The following is an 18,125-nucleotide window of genomic DNA, read 5'->3' as shown; positions in this document are numbered from 1 at the left end:
CCCTCTCCCATGCACTACGCATGGGGGCGGGCCGCGCTTCGCAGGCCGCCCCAGCACGACCTGCGCCACCTCATTCGGCCGCGTAGACGCGGTCGCGCCCGGCGGCTTTTGCGCGGTAGAGCTGCTCGTCGGCCTCGCGCAGCAATTCGTCCGGGGTGGCACCGAGGCGCGCGCGCGACAGCCCGATGCTGGCGGTGCTGCCGATTACCTGGCCATCGTCCAGCCGCACCTTCAGCACGGCCAGTTCGCGGCGCAGCCGCTCGCAGCGTTCCCAGGCCTCGGACTGCGCCAGGCCGCAGAAGGCCAGCATGAATTCCTCGCCGCCATGGCGCGAGGCGAAGCCGTGCTCGTCCACGGCCTCGGCGATCACCCGGGCCACTGCGCGCAACACCGCGTCACCGGCCGCGTGGCCGTGCTGGTCGTTGATGGCCTTGAAGCGGTCCAGGTCCAGCAGGGCGACGCAGGCCAGCGGCGCCGCTTCGTCCGCGCAGATCGCGGCCAGGCGCTGGTCGCCGGCGCGGCGGTTGGGCAGGCCGGTCAGTTCGTCCTGGGTGGCCTGGCGCTCGAGACGCACCATCAGGAATTCGCGCTCGCGGTCGGCGCGCTGCAGGGCGGCGTTCTTCTCGCTCAGCTCCTGCGTGCGCGCTTCCACCATGTCGCGCAGGGCCTGGGCGCGGCGCTCGAAGATCATGGTGCGCAGGCGCCAGACGCCGATCAGGGCCAACAGCCCCAGCACCGCGACCAGCGCCTGGAACCAGGGCGTGCGCCAGAACGGCGGCTGTAGCCGGAAGTCCACCACCTGTTCGCCCAGCACGGTGGCGCGGTCCCATTCCGAGGGCCGCACCGTGGCCTGCACCCGGAAACGGAAGTCGCCCGGCGGCAGGTTGGTGAACACCGCCTCGTTGGCGTCGGCCACGTCCACCCAGTCCGGATCGAAGCCTTCCAGGCGATAGCGGTAGCGCAGGTTGCCGGCGTTGCGGAAGCTCAGGCCGGCGTAACGGATGACGATGCGGCGCGCCTCCGACACAGGCCGTTCGTAAAGCGGCACCAGGCTCATGCGCACGCCGTCGATGCTGATGCGCTCGATCGCCAGCGGCAGCGCGTCGGGCTCGGCCTGCGCCACCGCGGCGGTGTCGATGATGGCCACGCCCGCGGCCGTCGGCACCCACAGCCTTCCGTCGCCGGTCATCGCCCCCGCGGGCATGCTGCTGCCGTTGGCCTGGCTGCTGGGCATGCCGTCGGCGTGGTCGATCACGTCCACCGAAAGTTCTTCGCGCGTGCCCGCATCGATCTCGGCGAACTGCGCGCGCGGGATCCGGAACACGCCGTCGTTGCTGGTCAGCCACAGGTCGCCGCGCGGGTCGGCCAGCACGCGGAAGATCGATTCGTTGGGCAGGCCCACGTCCTGGCCGAAGGCGGTGAATTGTCCGTCGCGATGGCGCACCAGACCGCGGTCGCTGCCGATCCACAGGGTGCCGTCGGCATCGCTGAGGAAATCGAAGGCCGAGGTGGCCGGATACTCCTGCTCGGTAAACACCCGGAAGCGGCCGTCGGGAGAGCGCAGCGCCAGGCCGGTGCCGGTGCCGATCCACAGCTGCCCGTCGGGCTGTTCCGCGAGCGAACGCACGATGGTTTCCGGCAGGCGGCCCTCGCCCCGGAAGCTGCTGATCACGCCCTCGGCGGACCGATGCGCCAGGCCGGCGACCGTGCCGATCCACAGGCCGCCGTCGCTGGCGGGCTCGATCGCGCGGATGTGGTCGGAGGGCAGGCCGTCGCTGCGGCGCGCGCGCAACTCCGGATCGCCGGGACGGCGGCTGGCCCGGATCAGGCCTTCATCGAAGGTGCCCAGCCACACGCCATCGCGGTTCTCGGCCAGCGTCAGCACCGAGCTCGGTGTCGTGCTGGCCCAGCGTACCGGGGCTGGCGACAACTTGCCGTCGCGCAGCACGTCGGCGCCCAGGCCGGTGCCTATCCACACACTGCCGTCGCTGGCGGCCAGTACCGTGCGGGTATAGCCGTCGGTCAGGCCGCGCGCGGTGTCGAGCGATTTCACCGGGCCATCGGCGATGCGGAACAGGCCATTGGTGGTGCCCACCCAGATCAGGCCTTCACGGTCCTCGATCAGGGCTTCGGTGCCGCGGCCGGTGATGCCCTTGTAGGCGCCGAGCGACTGCACGCGGCCCTGGTACCAGTGCATCAGGCCGTGTTCGGAGGTGTTGGCCCAGAGCGCGCCGTCGCGGTCTTCCAGCAGCGCGTCCACGCGGGCATGCTCCAGGCCCGGCAGCGGCAGCAGGCGCTGGCCCTGCAGCCGGTAGACGCCACGATCGCCGGCCACCAGGACTTCGCCATTGCGGCGACGGGTGAGGGTGCGCGCGGGACCCGGCGGCAGGCCCGACAGCGCGCCAAAGGGTTCGGCCCGGTCGGCATCGGCGGCGATCCGGAACAGTCCGCCCTCGGCGGCTACCAGCACGCTGCCGTCGTCCTGCTCGAGCACCTTGAACACCCAGGCCGGTTGCTGCCCGAGGTCGTCGTCGAAGTGGCCGGTGCGCTTGCCGCGCGCATCAAGGCGGTACAGTCCATCCTCGGAGCCGATCCAGAGCGCGCCGTTGGGCAGGCGCAGCAGGGACGTGGTCCACACTTTCGCCAACTCACCCTCCGCCACCGGCTGCCAGTCGTCGCCACGCACGCGCCACAGGCCGTTTCGGGTGGAGCCCAGCAGCATGCCGCCGGCCGGGTCGGGCAGCACCGCGCGGAAGCCGCGGGTGGTCATGCCCGGCACGTTGTAGGTATTGAAGACGCTGAAGTCGCGGCCGTTGAAACGCACCGCGCCTTCCCAGGTGGCGAGCCAGAGGAAGCCCTCCTCGCTCTGGGCGATGCGGTGGATCATGTTGTGCGGCAGGCCGTCCTCGATGGTCCAGGACTGCACGGTGTAGTCCTCGACGCGGCGGTCGAGGTCCAGGGCGGTCGCGGGCGCCGCCATCATCGCCAAGCACAGGGTCGTCCCTAACCGCCGCCGCATCCGCCCGAGGGCTCCTCCGCCGTTTCCGGCCCGAGTATGCCCAATCCGCTCCGGCCCGGAATGAAGAAAGTCACAGATGCGGGTGGCGGGGGTAATCTGGGGCGTCCCCGCCGTCGCGAGACCGCCATGCCACGCACCTTGCCCGTCCTGTTCTGCCTGCTGCTGGCTGCCGCGCCGGCCGCCGCCGAGTCGCTGTACAAGTGCACCGACGACAAGGGGGCGGTCAGCATCCAGTCCGAGCCTTGCCCGCGCGGCAGCACCCAGGTCTGGAAGCGCGATGCCTCACCCGATCCGGCGCCGGATCCGGAGGTGCTGGCACAGCGGGCGGCACTGGCGCAGGCCGAGGCCGAACAGGCGGCCCAGGCCGCACGGCTGGCCGAAGAGGTGCGGCTGGCGGAGCAGGCACGACGCGAGGCCGAGGCACTGGCGCTCGCCGCCGCCGAAGCTCCGTCGATCCCGGCGCGCAAGAGTGATTGCACCCTTGCCCACGACTTCTCCGACGCGGCGGAGGCCAAGCCCTGGCTGGACCTGACGCAGGCCCAGCGCGAGGCGATCAAGCGCTGGGTCGTGGAGCAATGCCGCGATCCCGATTCGCCGGTGCAGGAATCGGCGGACCTCTGAGGCGAAAATCCTGGCGGCCCGTCGTTGAGGGGCGGGCAGCCCTTCGGAGAACCCATCCAATTTCCTACCTGCGACAGCGCCGGAGTCGTGCCGGACCGGGCGCCATTGTCCGGCGGCGGCCGCGCCGGCCCTGCGATGGAATGATCGTCCCCGAAGGGAGGACGACGATGCGGGTGATGATGCGGAGCGTGGGCTTGTTGCTGGGCTGCCTGGTTCTGGATGCGGGTGGCGCGGTGCTGCACAAGTGCGTCGGTGCCTATGGCGTGGCCAGCTACCAGACGCTGCCTTGTGCCGATGCGCGGCAAACACACTGGGTGCGTGAGATCGGCGACGTCAGACCGCCCCTGCCTGCGGTCGCGGTTGAGGCACCGCGCACGGCGGCGCGGTCCGGCGCGAGGCGACCGGTGGCTTCACCTCGGCCGGCGCAGCCCGATCCGCGGCTGGCTCGCTGTGACAAGGCCCGGCGCGAGGCAGAGCACGTGCGCGACCGGCTCTGGAACCGGCTCGGTTTCCGCGAACGCTCGGCCCTGGACGCCAAGGTGGCACGCGCCTGCTCACGCCACTGACCCGTGGCCTTGGGCCCGGTCACGGGATTGCCGCACAATGCCCGCATGTCCCCTCCCAACAACCTGCGCGGCATCATCGCGATGCTGCTGGCGGTCGGCCTGTTCTCGCTGATGGACGGCGGGCTCAAGCACCTGGCCGGCCATTACCCCGCGATGCAGGTCGCCGCGCTGCGCGCGCTGTCCTCGCTGCCGCTGGTGGTGGCGTGGGTGCTGCTCACCGGCGGTGTGCGCGGCCTGTTCCGCGTGCGCTGGCCGCTGCACCTGCTGCGCGGCGCGCTGGCCATCGCGATGTTGTCCACCTTCGCGTATGCCCTCAAGCGCATGCCGCTGACGGGAGCCTATGCCCTGTTCTTCGTGGCGCCGCTGATGATCACCGCGATGTCGGTGCCGCTGCTGGGCGAAAAGGTTGGTCCGCGCCGCTGGGCCGCGATCGGCGTCGGCCTGCTGGGCGTGCTGGTGGTGCTGCGTCCCAGCGGCGAAGGCATGTTCACCTGGGCGGGCCTGGCCGTGCTGCTCGCGGCCGCCGGCTACGCGCTGTCGGCGATCACGGTGCGGGTGCTGCACCGGACCGACAGCACGCAGGCGATGGTGTTCTGGATGCTGGCGATCACCGCGGTCGGCGCCACGGCCCTGGCCCTGCCGCAGTGGCACGACCTGCGCGCGGCCGATGCCTGGGTGATCGTGGCTGTCGGCGGTACCGGTTTCCTGGGGCAGGTCGCCGTCACCGAGGCCTTCCGCTCCGGCGAAGCCTCGGTGGTGGCGCCGTTCGAATACAGCGCGCTGGCCTGGGGACTGGGTCTGGACTGGCTGGTGTGGCAGGTGCTGCCCGACGGCTGGACCTTCGTGGGCGCCGGCATCATCGTCGCCAGCGGCCTGTACCTGATCCGCCGCGAGCGGGTGCACGCCGAGGCCGAACATCCCTGACGCGGTGGCGCCGGGCCGCGGCCGGGCTATGCTTCGGCCGATGCGATTCCGGAGTTCCCCCATGCGTGCATCCCTGTCCCTGAGCCTGCTGCTCCTGCTGCTGTCCGCGTGTGGCGGCGAGGCGCCGACGCCCGAGACCGTGCCGTCCGCCGCGCCAGGGCCGGCACCCGCCGCGGCAGTGGACTGGAGCCGCTGCCGCTTCCCGGGACTGTCGTTGCCGGTGCCAGGCCGCCTGTTCGTCGTCGATGGCGGCGCACCGGGCGAAAACGCCGAGCCGGGGCGGGAGACCATCCGCCGCGTGGACATCCTGGTGCCCGGTCCGGTGTCGCTGCTGCTTACCGCGCCCGATGCCAGCGTGTGGCTGGTGCGGCCATCACCGCAGACGCGCATCGGCGCCATCTTCGCCAGCGGCGACCAGCCGCAGCGCATCACCGGCCAGGCCCTGGGTCCCTCGCGGCTGGAGCGCTCGCAGTCAGCGGGCGATGACTGCGGCCGCTACTGGATGGCGCAGGGCAGCGGTCCGGAGCTGGCCCAGGCCAGCGAACAGGTCTTCGGCCGCCGGTATGACGCGGTGCACACGATGCGGAACGGCCGCGTCATCATCGGCGACAGCGCCGAAGCCCCGGTGCCCCGCGTGGATGCGGCGCCGGCGGCCCCGGTGCGCGCCAGCCCGGAGCCTGCATCGGAATCTCCCGTGAGTGAGCAGGCGGCCCCGCGCCCCGCGGCCCCGTTGCCCGCGTCCGCAGCGGCGGCCGGCAACAGCGAGGCCCTGGTGCTGGACGCGCTCAAGTCCGGCGCCCTGCGCTACGCGCACCAGGGCGACCTCAAGCGCTGGATGGAGCGTCGCGAGGAGATGGGCGCCGAGCCGCTCAACCCCGCGGTCGTGGCGCGGCTGCGGGCGATGCCGTCCTACATCGTGGTGGGGAGCTTCACCGTCGGGCCGGCCTTCAGTGGTCCGCGCGCGGCGCTGTTCCTGGTCGAGCCGCGCGGCGAAGCGCCGCCCAACCTGTCCGACGGTTCGCTGGTGCTGACGATGGCGCTGGGCGGCTGCGACGGGACCGGCTGTCCGCCGCCCCCGCCCCCGCGCTGAGACGCGATCCTTCAGTCGGCGGCGTCCGGCAACAAACGCGCCACCTGCGCGCGCAGCCACGACACCTCGGCTTCCAGCGCCGCCACCCGGTGCTCCAGCGTGCTGCGGTCGCTGGCAGCGGCCGGTGCGCGTGCCGGCGGCAGGTCCTCGGGCGACACGGGTCCGCACAGCAGGTGCATGTAGCGATCCTCGCGCTGGCCGGGTCCGCGCCCGAGATTGATGGCCAGGCCGCGCTGCTGCAGTCGTTCCAGCACGGTGCGCACCTCCTCCAGGTCGCGCAGCGTGGCCAGGCGCTCGCAGCGGGCCAGCAGTTCGGCCACCGTCTGCGGTCCGCGCAGCAGCAGCACGCTGGCCACCGCCTGCTGCGGCAGCGTCAGTGAGTAGGCGGTCGCCATCCGGTGTTCGTAGCGCTGGGCCCGCGCGCCATGTACCGAGCGCACCAGGCCGCGGCCCTCGAGATCGCGCAGGGCGTGGCCCACCTCGCCCGGTTCCAGCTCCAGCACCGGCTCGCGGTTGCTCTTCTGGTTGCAGGCCAGCACGACCGCGTTGGCGGTGAGCGGATAGGCCTCGGGCGTGGTGGCTTCCTTCTCCACCAGGCTGCCCAGGATGCGGGCTTCGACCGCGGTGAGCGGCGCGGGACCGGGGGCAGGCGTGGTTTCGTCGGTCATGGCAGGCAGGCTCGTGCTGGGTTACGTAGGATGCCCGATCACGCCGCGTCGCGACGCGAGGGGGCCAAGGCAGGCCGGACGGTAGTAATCTTGGGCTCCCCCGGCTCGTGCGGCGCCCCCCATGATCCAGCTGATCGGCTTCGACGGCGACGACACCCTCTGGCACAGCGAGGGTTATTACCAGTCGGCGCACGCGGCCTTCGAGGCCATCGTGGGCAGTTATGTCGACCTGGCCGATGCCGGCCTGCACGACCGCCTGCTGGAAACCGAGCGTCGCAACCTCCGGCTGTTCGGCTACGGTGCCAAGGGCATGACGCTGTCGATGCTGGAAGCCGCCTACGCGGTGACGCAGGGCCGCATTTCCTCCGCGGACATGCACCGCATCGTCGAGCTGGGCAAGGAGGTGATGGCGCATCCGGTCGAACTGCTGCCCGGTATCCGCGAGGCGGTGCAGGCGGTGGCGCATCACTATCCGATCGTGCTGATCACCAAGGGCGACCTGTTCCACCAGGAGATCAAGGTGGCGGGCTCGGGCCTGGCCGACCTGTTCCGGCGCATCGAGATCGTGTCCGAGAAGGACGCACGCGCCTATGCGCGCGTGCTGGGCGAGTTCGGCCTGGAGCCGTCCAACTTCGCGATGGTGGGAAATTCGGTGCGCTCGGACATCGAACCGGTGGTGCGGCTGGGCGGCTGGGGCGTGCACATGCCCTACCACGTGACCTGGGCGCACGAATTGGAAAACGGCATGGAGGCGGGCCACGAGAGCCGGGTGATCCGCATCGACTCGCCGTCAAGCATCCCCAAGGCCCTGGCCGCGCTGCAGGCGCGGGCGCAGGCGCCACTGACCGGCCGCGAGTGAGCCTGCGCGCAGCCCGGCGGGCCGGGTTGCTAAGCTCGGGCCCGAACCCTCCGGGACCGCCCCATGCCTGACAGTCCGCTGCTGGATCGCCGCAACCTGGATTTCCTGCTGTACGAGCTGCAGGACGCCGCTGCGCTGTGCCGCTACCCGCGCTTCGCCGAACATTCGCGCGAGACCTTCGACGCCGTGCTGGAAACCGCGCATGCCTTGGCGCTGGCGCGCTTCGCCGACCACAACCGCGCCAGCGACGTCGCCGAGCCGGCGTTCGAGGCCGGCGGCGTGCGCATCCTGCCGCAGGTGAAGGCGGCGCTGGATGCCTATGCCGAGGCCGGCTTCCCGGCGCTGCTGGCCGACGGCGACGAGGGCGGCATGCAGCTGCCCTACACGGTGGCCCTGGGCTGCGACGCGATGTTCGCGGCGGCCAATGTCTCCACCATCGGCTATGCGCTGCTGGCGCGCGGCGTGGCCAACCTGCTGCAGGCGCACGGCACGCCGGAACAGAACGCGCGCTACCGGCCGCACCTGCTGTCGGGTCGCTGGCTGGGAACGATGTGCTTGAGCGAACCGCAGGCAGGCTCGTCGCTGGGCGACATCCGCACCCGCGCCGAACCGGCGGGCGAGGGCCGTTATCGCCTGACCGGCGCCAAGATGTGGATCTCGGGAGGCGAGCACGAGCTGTCGGAGAACATCGTGCACCTGGTGCTGGCGCGGCTGCCTGACGCGCCCGCAGGTGTGAAGGGCATCAGCCTCTTCATCGTGCCCAAGTTCCGGCTGTCGCCGGAGGGCGGCCTCGGCGAGCGCAACGACGTGCAGCTGGCCGGCGTCAACCACAAGCTGGGCCAGCGCGGCATCGTCAACACCTTCCTCAAGTTCGGCGAGCGCGGCGACTGCCTGGGCGAACTGGTGGGCGAACCGCACCAGGGCCTGGCGCAGATGTTCCACATGATGAACGAGGCGCGCATCGGCGTCGGCGTCGGCGCGATCATGCTCGGCAGCGCCGGCTACCTGTACTCGCGGCAGTACGCGCGCGAGCGCCGCCAGGGCCGGCAGCCCGATCAGAAGGACCCGGCCTCGCCGCCGGTGCCGATCATCGAGCACGCCGACGTGCGCGCCATGCTGCTGCGGCAGAAGTGCTACGTCGAAGGCGCGCTGGCGCTGGCCATGTACAGCGCCACCCTGGTGGACATGCAGGGCCAGGACCCCGAGCCCGCGCGCCGCCAGGAGGCCCACCTGCTGCTGGAGCTGCTCACGCCGGTGGTCAAGGCCTGGTCGGCGGAGTGGTGCGTGCAGGCCAACGATCTCGCGATCCAGGTGCTGGGCGGCTACGGCTACACGCGCGAATATCCGGTGGAGCAGTACTGGCGCGACAACCGGCTCAACCCCATCCACGAAGGCGCCAACGGCATCCAGGCCCTGGACCTGCTGGGCCGCAAGGCCATGCTGGACAAGGGCGCCGCCCTGAAACTGCTGCTGCGCGAGATCGCGGCCACGGTGGCCGCGGCCGGTGCCGTGCCCGCCCTCACCGAGCACGCAATTGCGCTGGCGCACTACGCCGGCCTGGTGGCCAGAACCACCGGCACGCTGGGCGAGGCAATGGCCGCGGGCGAGGCGCGCGCGGCGCTGGCCAATGCCGGCCGCTACCTGCGCCTGGTCGGGCACGTGGCCATCGCCTGGAGCTGGCTGCGCCAGGCGGTGGTGGCCGCGCAGGCCGAGGCCGGCACCGACGCCGACCGCGACTTCTATGCGGGCAAGCTCGCCGCCTGCCGATACTTCTTCGTGCACGAACTGCCGACGGTCGAACACGATGCGCGGCTGCTGTCGGCGCTCGACCGCTGCGTACTGGACACGCGACCCGAATGGCTGTGAGCAGGGACATGCCGCTGTCCCTGCTGCCGGGGCATGCGCGCCGCTTGGCGCGCTCCTCGTGGGTCGCCGGCCTGGCCGCGGTCGTCGTGGCCCTGGCGGCACTGGCCGGCTGGGCGCTGGACGTGGAAGTGCTGCGGACCGTGCTGCCGGGCCATGCCGCCATGAAGGCCAACACCGCCATTGGCCTGATGCTGGCCGGGCTGGCGCTGGCGGTGTTGCAGCTGCCGGCGCCGTGGGCACCGCGCCTGTGCGTGCTGCTGTCCTGCGGCGTGCTGGCGCTGGGCGTGACCACGCTGCTGCAGTACGCCACCGGCCGGGACCTGGGCATCGACACCCTGCTGTTCGCCGATCCGCAGGCCGTGGCGCAGGGCCGGCTGCCCGGACGCATGTCGCAGATCAGCGCCATCGGCTTCCTGCTGCTGGGCTGGCGCGGCGTGCGTCCGCGCCATTCGCGCGAACGCTGGCTGGACCAGGCCCTGGCGCTGGCGGTGCTGGCGATCGCGCTGTTCGCCCTCAGCGCCTACGGCTACGCGATGGGCATGGGCAGCCGCGAGGCGCCCTTCAACCCGATCTCGGTGCATACCGCGGTGCTGCTCTTGCTGCTGGCGCTGGGCTGGCTGGCCTCGCAGCCGGAGGCGGGCCTGCTTCGCATCATGCTGTCGGACACCTTCGGCGCGGAACTGGCGCGGCGCACGCTGCTGCCGGCACTGCTGGTTCCGGTGCTGCTGAGCTACCTGGCGCAGCTGGCGCACACCCGCCGGCTGCTTTCCGAAGGCGCCACCATCACCGTGCTGGCGACCTCGTCGGGCGTGGCCGTGGCGGTGATGATCTGGTGGGCCAGCGCCCTGTTGGATAGGGTGGAGCGCGAGCGCCGCAGCGCGCGGATCCTGCGCGACAGCGCCCACACCGATGCGCTCACCGGCCTGGGTAACCGCCGTGCCTTCGATGCGGCCCTGGCGAAGCTGGCGCAGGGCCTGGAGCTGCAGGGGCGGCCCTATTCGCTGCTGTTGATCGACCTGGACCACTTCAAGCAATACAACGACAGCTTCGGCCATCCGGCCGGCGACGAGGCACTGCGCCAGACCGGCCAGCTGCTGCCGCTGGCGCTGCGTCCCGGTGACCTGGCGACCCGCTACGGGGGCGAGGAGTTCGCAGTCCTACTGCCGGGCGCGCGGCGCGACGATGCGACCACGGTGGCCGAACGCATCGTGCACAACATCCGCAGCGGGCTGTGGCTGCACCGGGCGGTGACGGCCAGCGTGGGCGTGGCGCAGGCCCGCGCCGGCGAACCCGCCGATGCGCTTGTGCAGCGTGCGGACGCGGCGCTGTACGCGGCCAAGCAGGCCGGTCGCGACCGCGCGATGCCGGCCGATTAGTCCGGCGACCAGCCCAGGCCGATCATCAGACCGGTGCTGCCGTCGTCGTCCACGATCGGGCTGTTGCTGATCTCCGACGGAAGCCAGGCGTGGCTGGCGCGGGCGAAGATCGTCCAACGTTTCGACAGCGGGCGCGTGGCCAGCAGCGACACGTCCGGGACCACGGCCGAGTCGGCCTCGTAGGCCGGGCGCCCGGCGATGGCCTCGTCGTTGCGCACGCCGTAGTAGTAGTCCACCAGCGACGCGTCCTGCCAGCGCACGGCCACGCCCGGGATGAAGGTCCAGCCGCCGGCGCGGAACAGCGCATTCCAGGACGCGGCCGCCTCGAAGCCGCCGCTGCGGTCGAGCGCATCGCCGGCCAGCGACAGTTCCAGGGCGCCAAAGCGCGGCGAGGTCCAGGTCGAAGCGATGCCCAGGTCCAGCGACATGCGGCGGTCGTCCATGCCGGTCAGGAAATCGGAATCCTTGCTGTCGTAGCCGTCGGTGCGGACCTGTCCGAACAGCGCCAGCTCGTGGCGGTCGCTGCGGCTCAGGCGCCAGGCGCCACGCAGGCCGCGCAGGTAGAAGTCTTCGCCCTCGAATCGGACCAGGGGCACCACCAGCAGGTCTTCGTCCAGGTCGCGGTAGGGCGCGTCGCGGTCGGCGGCCAGCACGCCGAAGGTCCAGCGCGGCGCATCGGGTTCCTGTGCAAGGACGGGCGCGGCAGCGAGCAGCGAAGCGAAGAGTAGGGCGTTACGCATGGGCAGGCACCAGATCGGGGGTCACGCATTGTGCGTGACTCCCTGTCCAACCGGCGTGATGCCGGCGTCAGCGCGGCAGGTTGAACGCGATCGGCACCAGGGCATAGGCCGGCACCGCGCGGCCCATGCGCTGGGCCGGGTGGAAGCGCCACTGGGCCAGCACCTGCTCGCGGGCGGCGCGGTCGAGCTCGCCATGGCCGCTGGACTGCTCGATCACCACGTCCTTGACCTGGCCGGTCTCGTCCACCAGCACGCGCAGCAGCACGGTGCCGGTCAGGCCGCGGCGCAGGGCCAGGCGCGGATAGCGCGGCGCCGGATGGCGGTCGTAGGCCAGGGTCTCGAGCTGGGGCGGGCCCACCTCGAAGCTGTCCACGGTGGCGGTGGCGTCCACGGGTTCGGCGTAGGTGTCGCCCTGCGTCATCACCGGGCCGGGGTCGGGCAGTTGCACAGGCACCTGGGTAGGCGTCGGGCGCACGGTGGGGGGGACCCTCACCTCCTGCACCCGCACCGGCGGAGGCGGCGTCGTGGGCAGCGGCTCGCGCCGGGGTTCGATGAAGACGATCGGCACCGTTTCCTCCCGCGTCTGCGGCTCGGGCGTCCACGACGAGGGCAGCAGCATCACCGCCAGTGCCGCGGCATGCAGGGCGAGCACGCCGGTGTTGGCGGCGATGCGCCGGGCGTCGATGCCGGCGAAGGTCGGGGTGGGGGTGGCGGCGTGGTCCATGGCATCGCTCCTGGCGGGGGTGGCCCTGACATGAACGAACGGGTGGCGGAAACGGGGTTGATGCCGTCGCGGATCGTGCACCAGCGCGTGCAGCGGCTAGGATGGAGGCACTTCCGGAGACCTCCCGATGGCCCTGCCGCGTCCGCTGATGTTGTCCCTGGCCTGCTGCGCCGCGCTGGCGCTGGCCGCCTGCGGCGGCGAGTCCGCTCCGGGGGGCAACAGCCCCGGGGCGGCGGGCGAGGCCCCGCCCGGTGTCGCCGCGTCGCCCACCCAGGGCGAGCGCTTCGAGATCAGCTGGCTGGGCGTACTGCCCTGCGCCGACTGCGACGGCATCCAGACCCGCCTGGTGCTGAGCAGTGACGGCGCGCGCCAGAGCTACCTGCTGGAGGAAACCTACCTGGGCGGGGAGGGCGAGGGCGAGAACCGCTTCGTGCAGGAAGGCGAGTGGCGCGAGGAGGCGGGCGAGATCAGCGATCAGCCGGCGGTGGTTTACCGGCTCGACCCCGAAGGCAGCAGCCGCTGGTTCTGGCTGCAGCCGGACGGCGCGCTGGAAATGCTCGACGGCGAAAACCGCCCGGTCGGCAACGGCATCGATTACCGCCTGCAGCGGATGTAAGCGCGCCCGTCCCGACTCAGTCGGGCCAGGCCGACAGCCGTCGCGCCAGCTCAAGCAGCGGCAGCGACGTGGCCCCGGGCACCCGCGCCAGCGCCGCACCCGGCATCAGCGGACTCGCGGCCGTGCGCGGGTCCTGCACGAAACAGCGGCCGCCGGCGCGATGCACCGCCGCCAGCCCGTCGGCACCGTCCTCGCTGTTGCCGGTCAGCACGATGCCCCACAAGCGCTTGCCGTAGACATCGGCCGCGGTCTGGAACAGCGGGTCGATCGCGGGCCGCGAGAACTGCACCGGCGGATCGAAGGACAGCACCAGGCGCGGGCCGCGGTCCACCAGCAGGTGGTAATCGGGCGGCGCGAAGTACACGTGGCCGGGCTGCACATCCTCCTTGTCCTCGGCCTCCTTCACCGGCAGCGCGCAGGCGCCGGCGAAGATGGCCGACAGCAGGCTGGGCCGGTCCGGCGGCAGGTGCAGCACCACCATCACCGCGGCCCGCAGCGTGGGCGGCAGCGCCGGCAGCAGCTGGCCCAGGGCCTCGACGCCGCCGCTGGACACCCCGATCACGATGGCATGTGCGCGCGTGGGCATGCTCAGGCCGGGCGTTTGCGGAACACGCGTTCGTCGCGCCTCACTTCCTCGAAGCGCGGCGCGTGCCGGGAGAAGCGCAGCGACTCGCGCGAGCCGATGCCGAGGAAGCCGCGCGGTGCCAACGCGTCGGCGAACAGGCCCAGCGCCCGGTCCTGCAGCCCGCGGTCGAAATAGATCAGGACGTTGCGGCAGGACACGAACTGCACCTCGGCGAACACGCTGTCGGTGGACAGGCTGTGGTCGGCGAACACGATGTGCTTGCGCAGCGACTTGTCCAGCACCGCATTGCCGTAGGCCGCGGTGTAGTACTCGCTGAAGGGCACCGTGCCGCCGGACTGGGCATGGTTGGCCGCGAAGCCGGCCACGCGGTCCTGGGAGTACACGCCCAGCCGGGCCTGGTCGAGCGCACGGGCGTTGATGTCGGTGGCGTAGATCAGCGCGCGCGAAAGCAGCCCGGCCTCGCGCAGCAGGATGGCGATGGAGTAGGCCTCCTCGCCCGTGCTGCAGCCCGCCACCCACACCTTGAACGAGGGGTAGGTTTCCAGCACCGGCAGCACTTCGGTGCGCAGGGCCTTGAAGTAGGGCGGGTCGCGGAACATGTCGCTGACCTGCACGGTCAGGTAGTCCAGCAGCTGCGAGAACAGCGCCGGGTCGCGCAGCACCTTGCCCTGCAGTTCGGAGATGGAGCTGAAGCCGAAGCGCGACAGCGCATTGCCCAGACGCCGCTTCACCGAGACGAAGGCGTATTCGCGGAAATCGTAGTGGTAGCGCGCGAGGATGGCTTCGATCAGCAGCCGGGCCTCGACGTCGAGCGGCTCGATCGGCATGGGCCTACTTCGCGATCCAGATGCGGGCCAGCGACAGCAGTCGGTCCACGTCCAGCGGCTTGGCGATGAAGTCGTTGGCGCCGGCGGCGATGCACTGCTCCTGGTCGTCGCGCATCGCCTTGGCGGTCAGCGCGATGATCGGCAGCCGGGCCCAGGCCGGGTTCTTGCGGATCTCGCGCATCGCGGTGAAGCCGTCCATCTCCGGCATCATGATGTCCATCAGCACCAGGTCGTAGGGCGCGGCGTCACCGGCCTCCTCGCTGCGGCGCTGCAGGCGCTCGAGCGCCTCGCGGCCGTTGCGCGCCACCTCCACCCGGGCGCCCTTGGGCTCGAGCACGCTGGTGAGCGCGAAGATGTTGCGCTCGTCGTCCTCCACCACCAGGATGCGGCGGTCCTCCAGGTGCTCGTCGCGCTCGCGCACCGCCTTGAGCATGCGCTGGCTTTCCGGCGGCAGGCTGGACTCGACCTGGTGCAGGAACAGCGTGACCTCGTCGAGCAGGCGTTCGGGCGAGCGCGCGCCCTTGACGATGATCGAGTCGGAATACTTGCGCAGCTGCGCCTCTTCCTCGCGCGACAGCGAGCGGCCGGTGTAGACGATCACCGGCGGGAAGCTGCCGCTCTGCTGCTTGGCCAGGCGCTCGAGCAGCTGGTAGCCGCTCAGGTCGGGCAGGTTGAGGTCCATGACGATGCAGTCGAAGCGGGACGTGGCCAGCCGCTGCAGCGCGTCGCCCGCGGTTTCCACGCCAACCACGCGGGTGCCGGGCGACTGCAGCAGCAGGCGCATGCTTTCCAGCTGGCGCGGGTCGTCCTCGATCACCAGCACGGCGCTCTGTTCCTGCGAGAACTTGGCCTCCAGCCGCTGCAGCGCGGCCTTGAGCGCCTCGCGCTTGACCGGCTTGAGCGCGTAGCCCACCGCGCCGCGCTCCAGCGCCTCGCGCGAGTAGTCGGCCACCGAGATCATGTGCACGGGGATGTGGCGCGTGCGCGGATTGCGCTTGAGCTGGTCGAGCACGCCCAGGCCCGAGAGGTCGGGCAGGTTGACGTCCAGCAGGATCGCGTGCGGCGCGTAGCGCTCCGCCGCCGCCAGCCCGTCCTGCGCGGTGTGCGCCAGCACGCTGTCGAAGCCCATCTCGCGGATCAGGTCGCGCAGGATGCCGGCGAAGGCCGGGTCGTCCTCCACGGCCAGGATGATGCGGCGGTCCGGACCCAGGTTCTCGCGGTCGTCCGGCAGGCCGGCGACGGCGGTGGCCGGCGGCGGCGCCGGACGTGCCGGCGGCACCCGCACCGGCGGGGGCGCCGGGGCCGGCACGGGCAGCTCCAGCGGACCCTGGTAGCGCAGCGGCAGGGTCAGCACGAAGGTGCTGCCCTTGCCTTCCTCGCTGTGCACGAGGATGTCGCCGCCCAGCCGGCGCGCCAGGTCGCGGGAAATGGACAGGCCCAGGCCGGTGCCGCCGTAGCGGCGGTGCGTGCTGCCGTCGGCCTGCCGGAAGGCCTCGAAGATCACCTCGTGCTGGTGCGCGGGCAGGCCGATGCCGGTGTCGGTGATCGAGAAGGCCATTCGCTGCCCGTCGTGCACCTTCGCGTGCAGCTCCACGTGGCCCTGCTCGGTGAACTTGATGGCGTTGGACACCAGGTTCTTGAGGATCTGCGCCAGGCGCTGGCGGTCGGTGTCGATCACCGCGTCAGCCGGCAGCTCCAGCGCCAGGTCGAAGCCCAGGCCCTTCGCGCGCGCGACCGGACCCATGGCGTCGGCCAGGTCGGTGAGCAGGGGCACCACATCGGTCGGCTCGCACACCAGTTCCAGCTTGCCGGCCTCGATCTTGGACAGGTCCAGGATGTCGTTGATCAGCGCCAGCAGGTCGTTGCCGGCCGAGCTGATGGTTTCGGCGAACTTGACCTCTTCCTCGCTGAGGTTGCCGCTGCGGTTGTCGGCCAGCAGGCGCGAGAGGATCAGGGTGGAATTGAGCGGCGTGCGCAGCTCGTGGCTCATGTTGGCCAGGAAGTCGGACTTGTGCTGGTTGGCGCGCTCCAGTTCGGTGGCGCGGGCCTGCAGCGCGGCCTGGGCCTCGGTCAGGTCCAGGGTCTGGGCCTCGAGCATCTGCGCCTGTTCCTCGAGCTGGGCGTTGCTCTGCTCCAGCTCGGTCTGCTGCGCCTCCAGGAGGGTGTGGGCCTGGCGGGTGAGGCGGCTCTGTTCCTCGAGCTCCTCGTTGTTCACCCGCAGCTCCTCCTGCTGGGTCTGCAGCTCCTCGGCCTGGCGCTGGGTCTCTTCCAGCAGCGCCTCGAGCTGGCTGCGGTCCTTGGCGCTGCGGATGGCGATGGCGAGCATCTCGGCGACGCGGTCGATGAACTCGACGTCGGCAGGGCGCACCTCGCGGAAGAAACCCAGTTCGATCACCGCGTGGGTCACCCGATCCACGCAGGCCGGGGCCAGCAGCAGCGCGCGGGTGCGCGAACGGCCCAGGCTGGTCTGCACGTGGAAATAATCGTCGGGCACGTCGCGCACGACCACGGCGCCGTCGGCGGTGACCGTCTGCCGGATCAGCGCGGCGGCGGGCAGCGGCGGTGGGGCCCTGTCGTCGCGGCCGCGGCTGGCGACGATCGGGAAGTCGTCACCGACGCGCGCGTACACCGTGCCCACCGGGGCCTCGAGGTGGCTGCACAGGAAGCCGATCGCATTTTCGGCCAGGTCTTCCAGGCGCAGGTCGCCGGTGAGCCGTTCGGCCAAGTCCGTCTGCCCGGCGCGCAGCCAGTTCTGCACTTCGCGCGCATGATGGTCGCGCGAGGCCAGCACCGCGCCCAGCACCACCAGCACCAGCAGCAGCCCGGCGCCGCCCAGCTGCACGTACAGCGACGTCGCCGCCGCCTCCAGCCATTTCGACTGGCGGTCTTCCAGCAGGTTGCGCTCGTGCTGCTTCATTTCGTCCACCAGGCGCCGGATCTGCTGCATCGCGGTGCGGCCGCGGTCGGTCTTGACCACCGCCAGCGCGGCTTCGGCCTGCCCGGCGCGACGCTGGAAAATGGTGGCGTCCACCTCGGCCAGCTTGTCCTCGCCCAGGCTCTTTAGCAGGCGCAGCCGGCCCTGTTGTTCGGGATTGTCGGCGGTGAGCCGCGCCAGGCCTTCGAGCTCGCTGGCCAGGCGCGCGCGGCCCTGGTGGTAGGGCTCGAGGTAACGCTCCTCACCGGTCAGCAGGAAGCCGCGCTGGCCGGTCTCGATGTCCTTGAACGCGCCCAGCAGGTTGTCGATGCCGCTGATCACCTCGCTGGTGTGGCGCACCAGGGCGGCGCTGGCCGAGCGCGACTGCAGCGACTGGTAGGACACGGCGGTGATCAGCACGATCGCCAGCGCCGCCAGGGCGAAGCCGAGGAAGGTGCGCGGCGGCAGGAAGACCGGGCGCGAACTCGGGGCGTGGCGGTCGGACAAGGGAGTCATAGGGCGGTTCCTGGCGGCGGGGCGTCCTGGCGCGGAGCGGTCGTGCCGGCAGGCGGCCCGGCGGGGCTGCGGTCGGGCGCGGCCGCGCAGGATGCCGTGGATGCTAGCCGAGGCCGCGCGAGCCTGTAAATCAAGGGGCGGCGATCATGCGAAGTGCAAACGACGGCCTGGCAGCCTGCCTGCACGCGTGGGCGTCGACGTCCGCTGCACGGC

15 protein-coding genes are annotated in these 18,125 nt (G+C 71.5%); 8 read left to right on the top strand and 7 right to left on the bottom strand.

The annotated features are described in order from the left end of the window. Window positions 1-70: 70 nt before the first annotated feature. On the bottom strand, window positions 71-2,980 hold the full coding sequence (locus ACOQFR_RS05410; protein ID WP_421379372.1) for a two-component regulator propeller domain-containing protein: 2,910 nt from the start codon (window positions 2,978-2,980) through the stop codon (window positions 71-73). Between the two features lie 165 nt (window positions 2,981-3,145). On the opposite strand from ACOQFR_RS05410, the gene ACOQFR_RS05405 reads away from it, so the two are divergent. The 4 genes from ACOQFR_RS05405 (at window position 3,146) to ACOQFR_RS05390 (ending at window position 6,220) form a co-directional block, all read left to right on the top strand. After that, window positions 3,146-3,640 (top strand): DUF4124 domain-containing protein, encoded by a 495-nt coding sequence (locus ACOQFR_RS05405; RefSeq protein ID WP_421379370.1) that lies wholly within the window; start codon window positions 3,146-3,148, stop codon window positions 3,638-3,640. Between the two features lie 140 nt (window positions 3,641-3,780). Further along, window positions 3,781-4,206 (top strand): hypothetical protein, encoded by a 426-nt coding sequence (locus ACOQFR_RS05400; RefSeq protein WP_421379368.1) that lies wholly within the window; start codon window positions 3,781-3,783, stop codon window positions 4,204-4,206. Window positions 4,207-4,251: 45 nt separating this feature from the next. Then, window positions 4,252-5,130, top strand: a complete 879-nt coding sequence (locus tag ACOQFR_RS05395; protein WP_421379366.1) for a DMT family transporter — start codon at window positions 4,252-4,254, stop codon at window positions 5,128-5,130. Between the two features lie 61 nt (window positions 5,131-5,191). After that, entirely contained in the window at window positions 5,192-6,220 is a 1,029-nt protein-coding gene (locus ACOQFR_RS05390; RefSeq protein WP_421379364.1) for a hypothetical protein, read from the top strand. An 11-nt stretch (window positions 6,221-6,231) separates the two neighbouring features. Here ACOQFR_RS05390 and ACOQFR_RS05385 read toward each other — a convergent pair whose 3' ends face one another. Further along, window positions 6,232-6,888 carry a YceH family protein gene (locus ACOQFR_RS05385; RefSeq protein ID WP_421379362.1) on the bottom strand — a complete coding sequence of 219 codons (657 nt, stop codon included), beginning with the start codon at window positions 6,886-6,888 and terminating at the stop codon, window positions 6,232-6,234. A gap of 121 nt (window positions 6,889-7,009) precedes the next feature. On the opposite strand from ACOQFR_RS05385, the gene ACOQFR_RS05380 reads away from it, so the two are divergent. The 3 genes from ACOQFR_RS05380 (at window position 7,010) to ACOQFR_RS05370 (ending at window position 10,989) form a co-directional block, all read left to right on the top strand. After that, window positions 7,010-7,747: an HAD family hydrolase gene (locus tag ACOQFR_RS05380; protein WP_421379360.1), complete on the top strand. Its 738-nt coding sequence runs from the start codon at window positions 7,010-7,012 to the stop codon at window positions 7,745-7,747. Between the two features lie 63 nt (window positions 7,748-7,810). Further along, a complete protein-coding gene (locus ACOQFR_RS05375; RefSeq protein WP_421379358.1) occupies window positions 7,811-9,613 on the top strand; it encodes an acyl-CoA dehydrogenase in 1,803 nt (600 codons plus the stop codon). An 8-nt stretch (window positions 9,614-9,621) separates the two neighbouring features. Further along, the gene (locus ACOQFR_RS05370) at window positions 9,622-10,989 is read left to right on the top strand and encodes a diguanylate cyclase (RefSeq protein ID WP_421379356.1); all 1,368 of its coding nucleotides are present in this window, start codon (window positions 9,622-9,624) and stop codon (window positions 10,987-10,989) included. Here ACOQFR_RS05370 and ACOQFR_RS05365 read toward each other — a convergent pair. Then, window positions 10,986-11,729: a MipA/OmpV family protein gene (locus ACOQFR_RS05365; protein ID WP_421379354.1), complete on the bottom strand. Its 744-nt coding sequence runs from the start codon at window positions 11,727-11,729 to the stop codon at window positions 10,986-10,988. The two genes, ACOQFR_RS05370 and ACOQFR_RS05365, sit on opposite strands and share 4 nt — an antisense overlap. 67 nt (window positions 11,730-11,796) lie before the next feature. Next, entirely contained in the window at window positions 11,797-12,453 is a 657-nt protein-coding gene (locus tag ACOQFR_RS05360) for an energy transducer TonB (RefSeq protein ID WP_421379352.1), read from the bottom strand. 127 nt (window positions 12,454-12,580) lie between these two features. Between ACOQFR_RS05360 and ACOQFR_RS05355 the strand changes: the two genes are divergently transcribed. Then, window positions 12,581-13,069, top strand: a complete 489-nt coding sequence (locus ACOQFR_RS05355; RefSeq protein ID WP_421379350.1) for a copper resistance protein NlpE N-terminal domain-containing protein — start codon at window positions 12,581-12,583, stop codon at window positions 13,067-13,069. Between the two features lie 16 nt (window positions 13,070-13,085). On the opposite strand, the gene ACOQFR_RS05350 is transcribed toward ACOQFR_RS05355, so the two are convergent. Genes ACOQFR_RS05350 through ACOQFR_RS05340 form a run of 3 tightly spaced genes read right to left on the bottom strand, consistent with a single transcriptional unit; the run spans window position 13,086 to window position 17,912 of the window. Then, window positions 13,086-13,655, bottom strand: coding sequence for a chemotaxis protein CheB (locus tag ACOQFR_RS05350; RefSeq protein WP_421379348.1), 570 nt, complete (start codon window positions 13,653-13,655; stop codon window positions 13,086-13,088). Between the two features lie 2 nt (window positions 13,656-13,657). Next, a complete protein-coding gene (locus ACOQFR_RS05345; RefSeq protein ID WP_421379346.1) occupies window positions 13,658-14,482 on the bottom strand; it encodes a CheR family methyltransferase in 825 nt (274 codons plus the stop codon). A gap of 4 nt (window positions 14,483-14,486) precedes the next feature. Further along, window positions 14,487-17,912 carry a response regulator gene (locus tag ACOQFR_RS05340; protein WP_421379344.1) on the bottom strand — a complete coding sequence of 1,142 codons (3,426 nt, stop codon included), beginning with the start codon at window positions 17,910-17,912 and terminating at the stop codon, window positions 14,487-14,489. Window positions 17,913-18,125: the final 213 nt, after the last annotated feature.

The organism is Arenimonas sp. MALMAid1274 (assembly GCF_049195245.1).
Taxonomy (GTDB): Bacteria; Pseudomonadota; Gammaproteobacteria; order Xanthomonadales; family Xanthomonadaceae; genus Arenimonas.
This window is presented reverse-complemented; position numbering and strand designations above follow the sequence as displayed.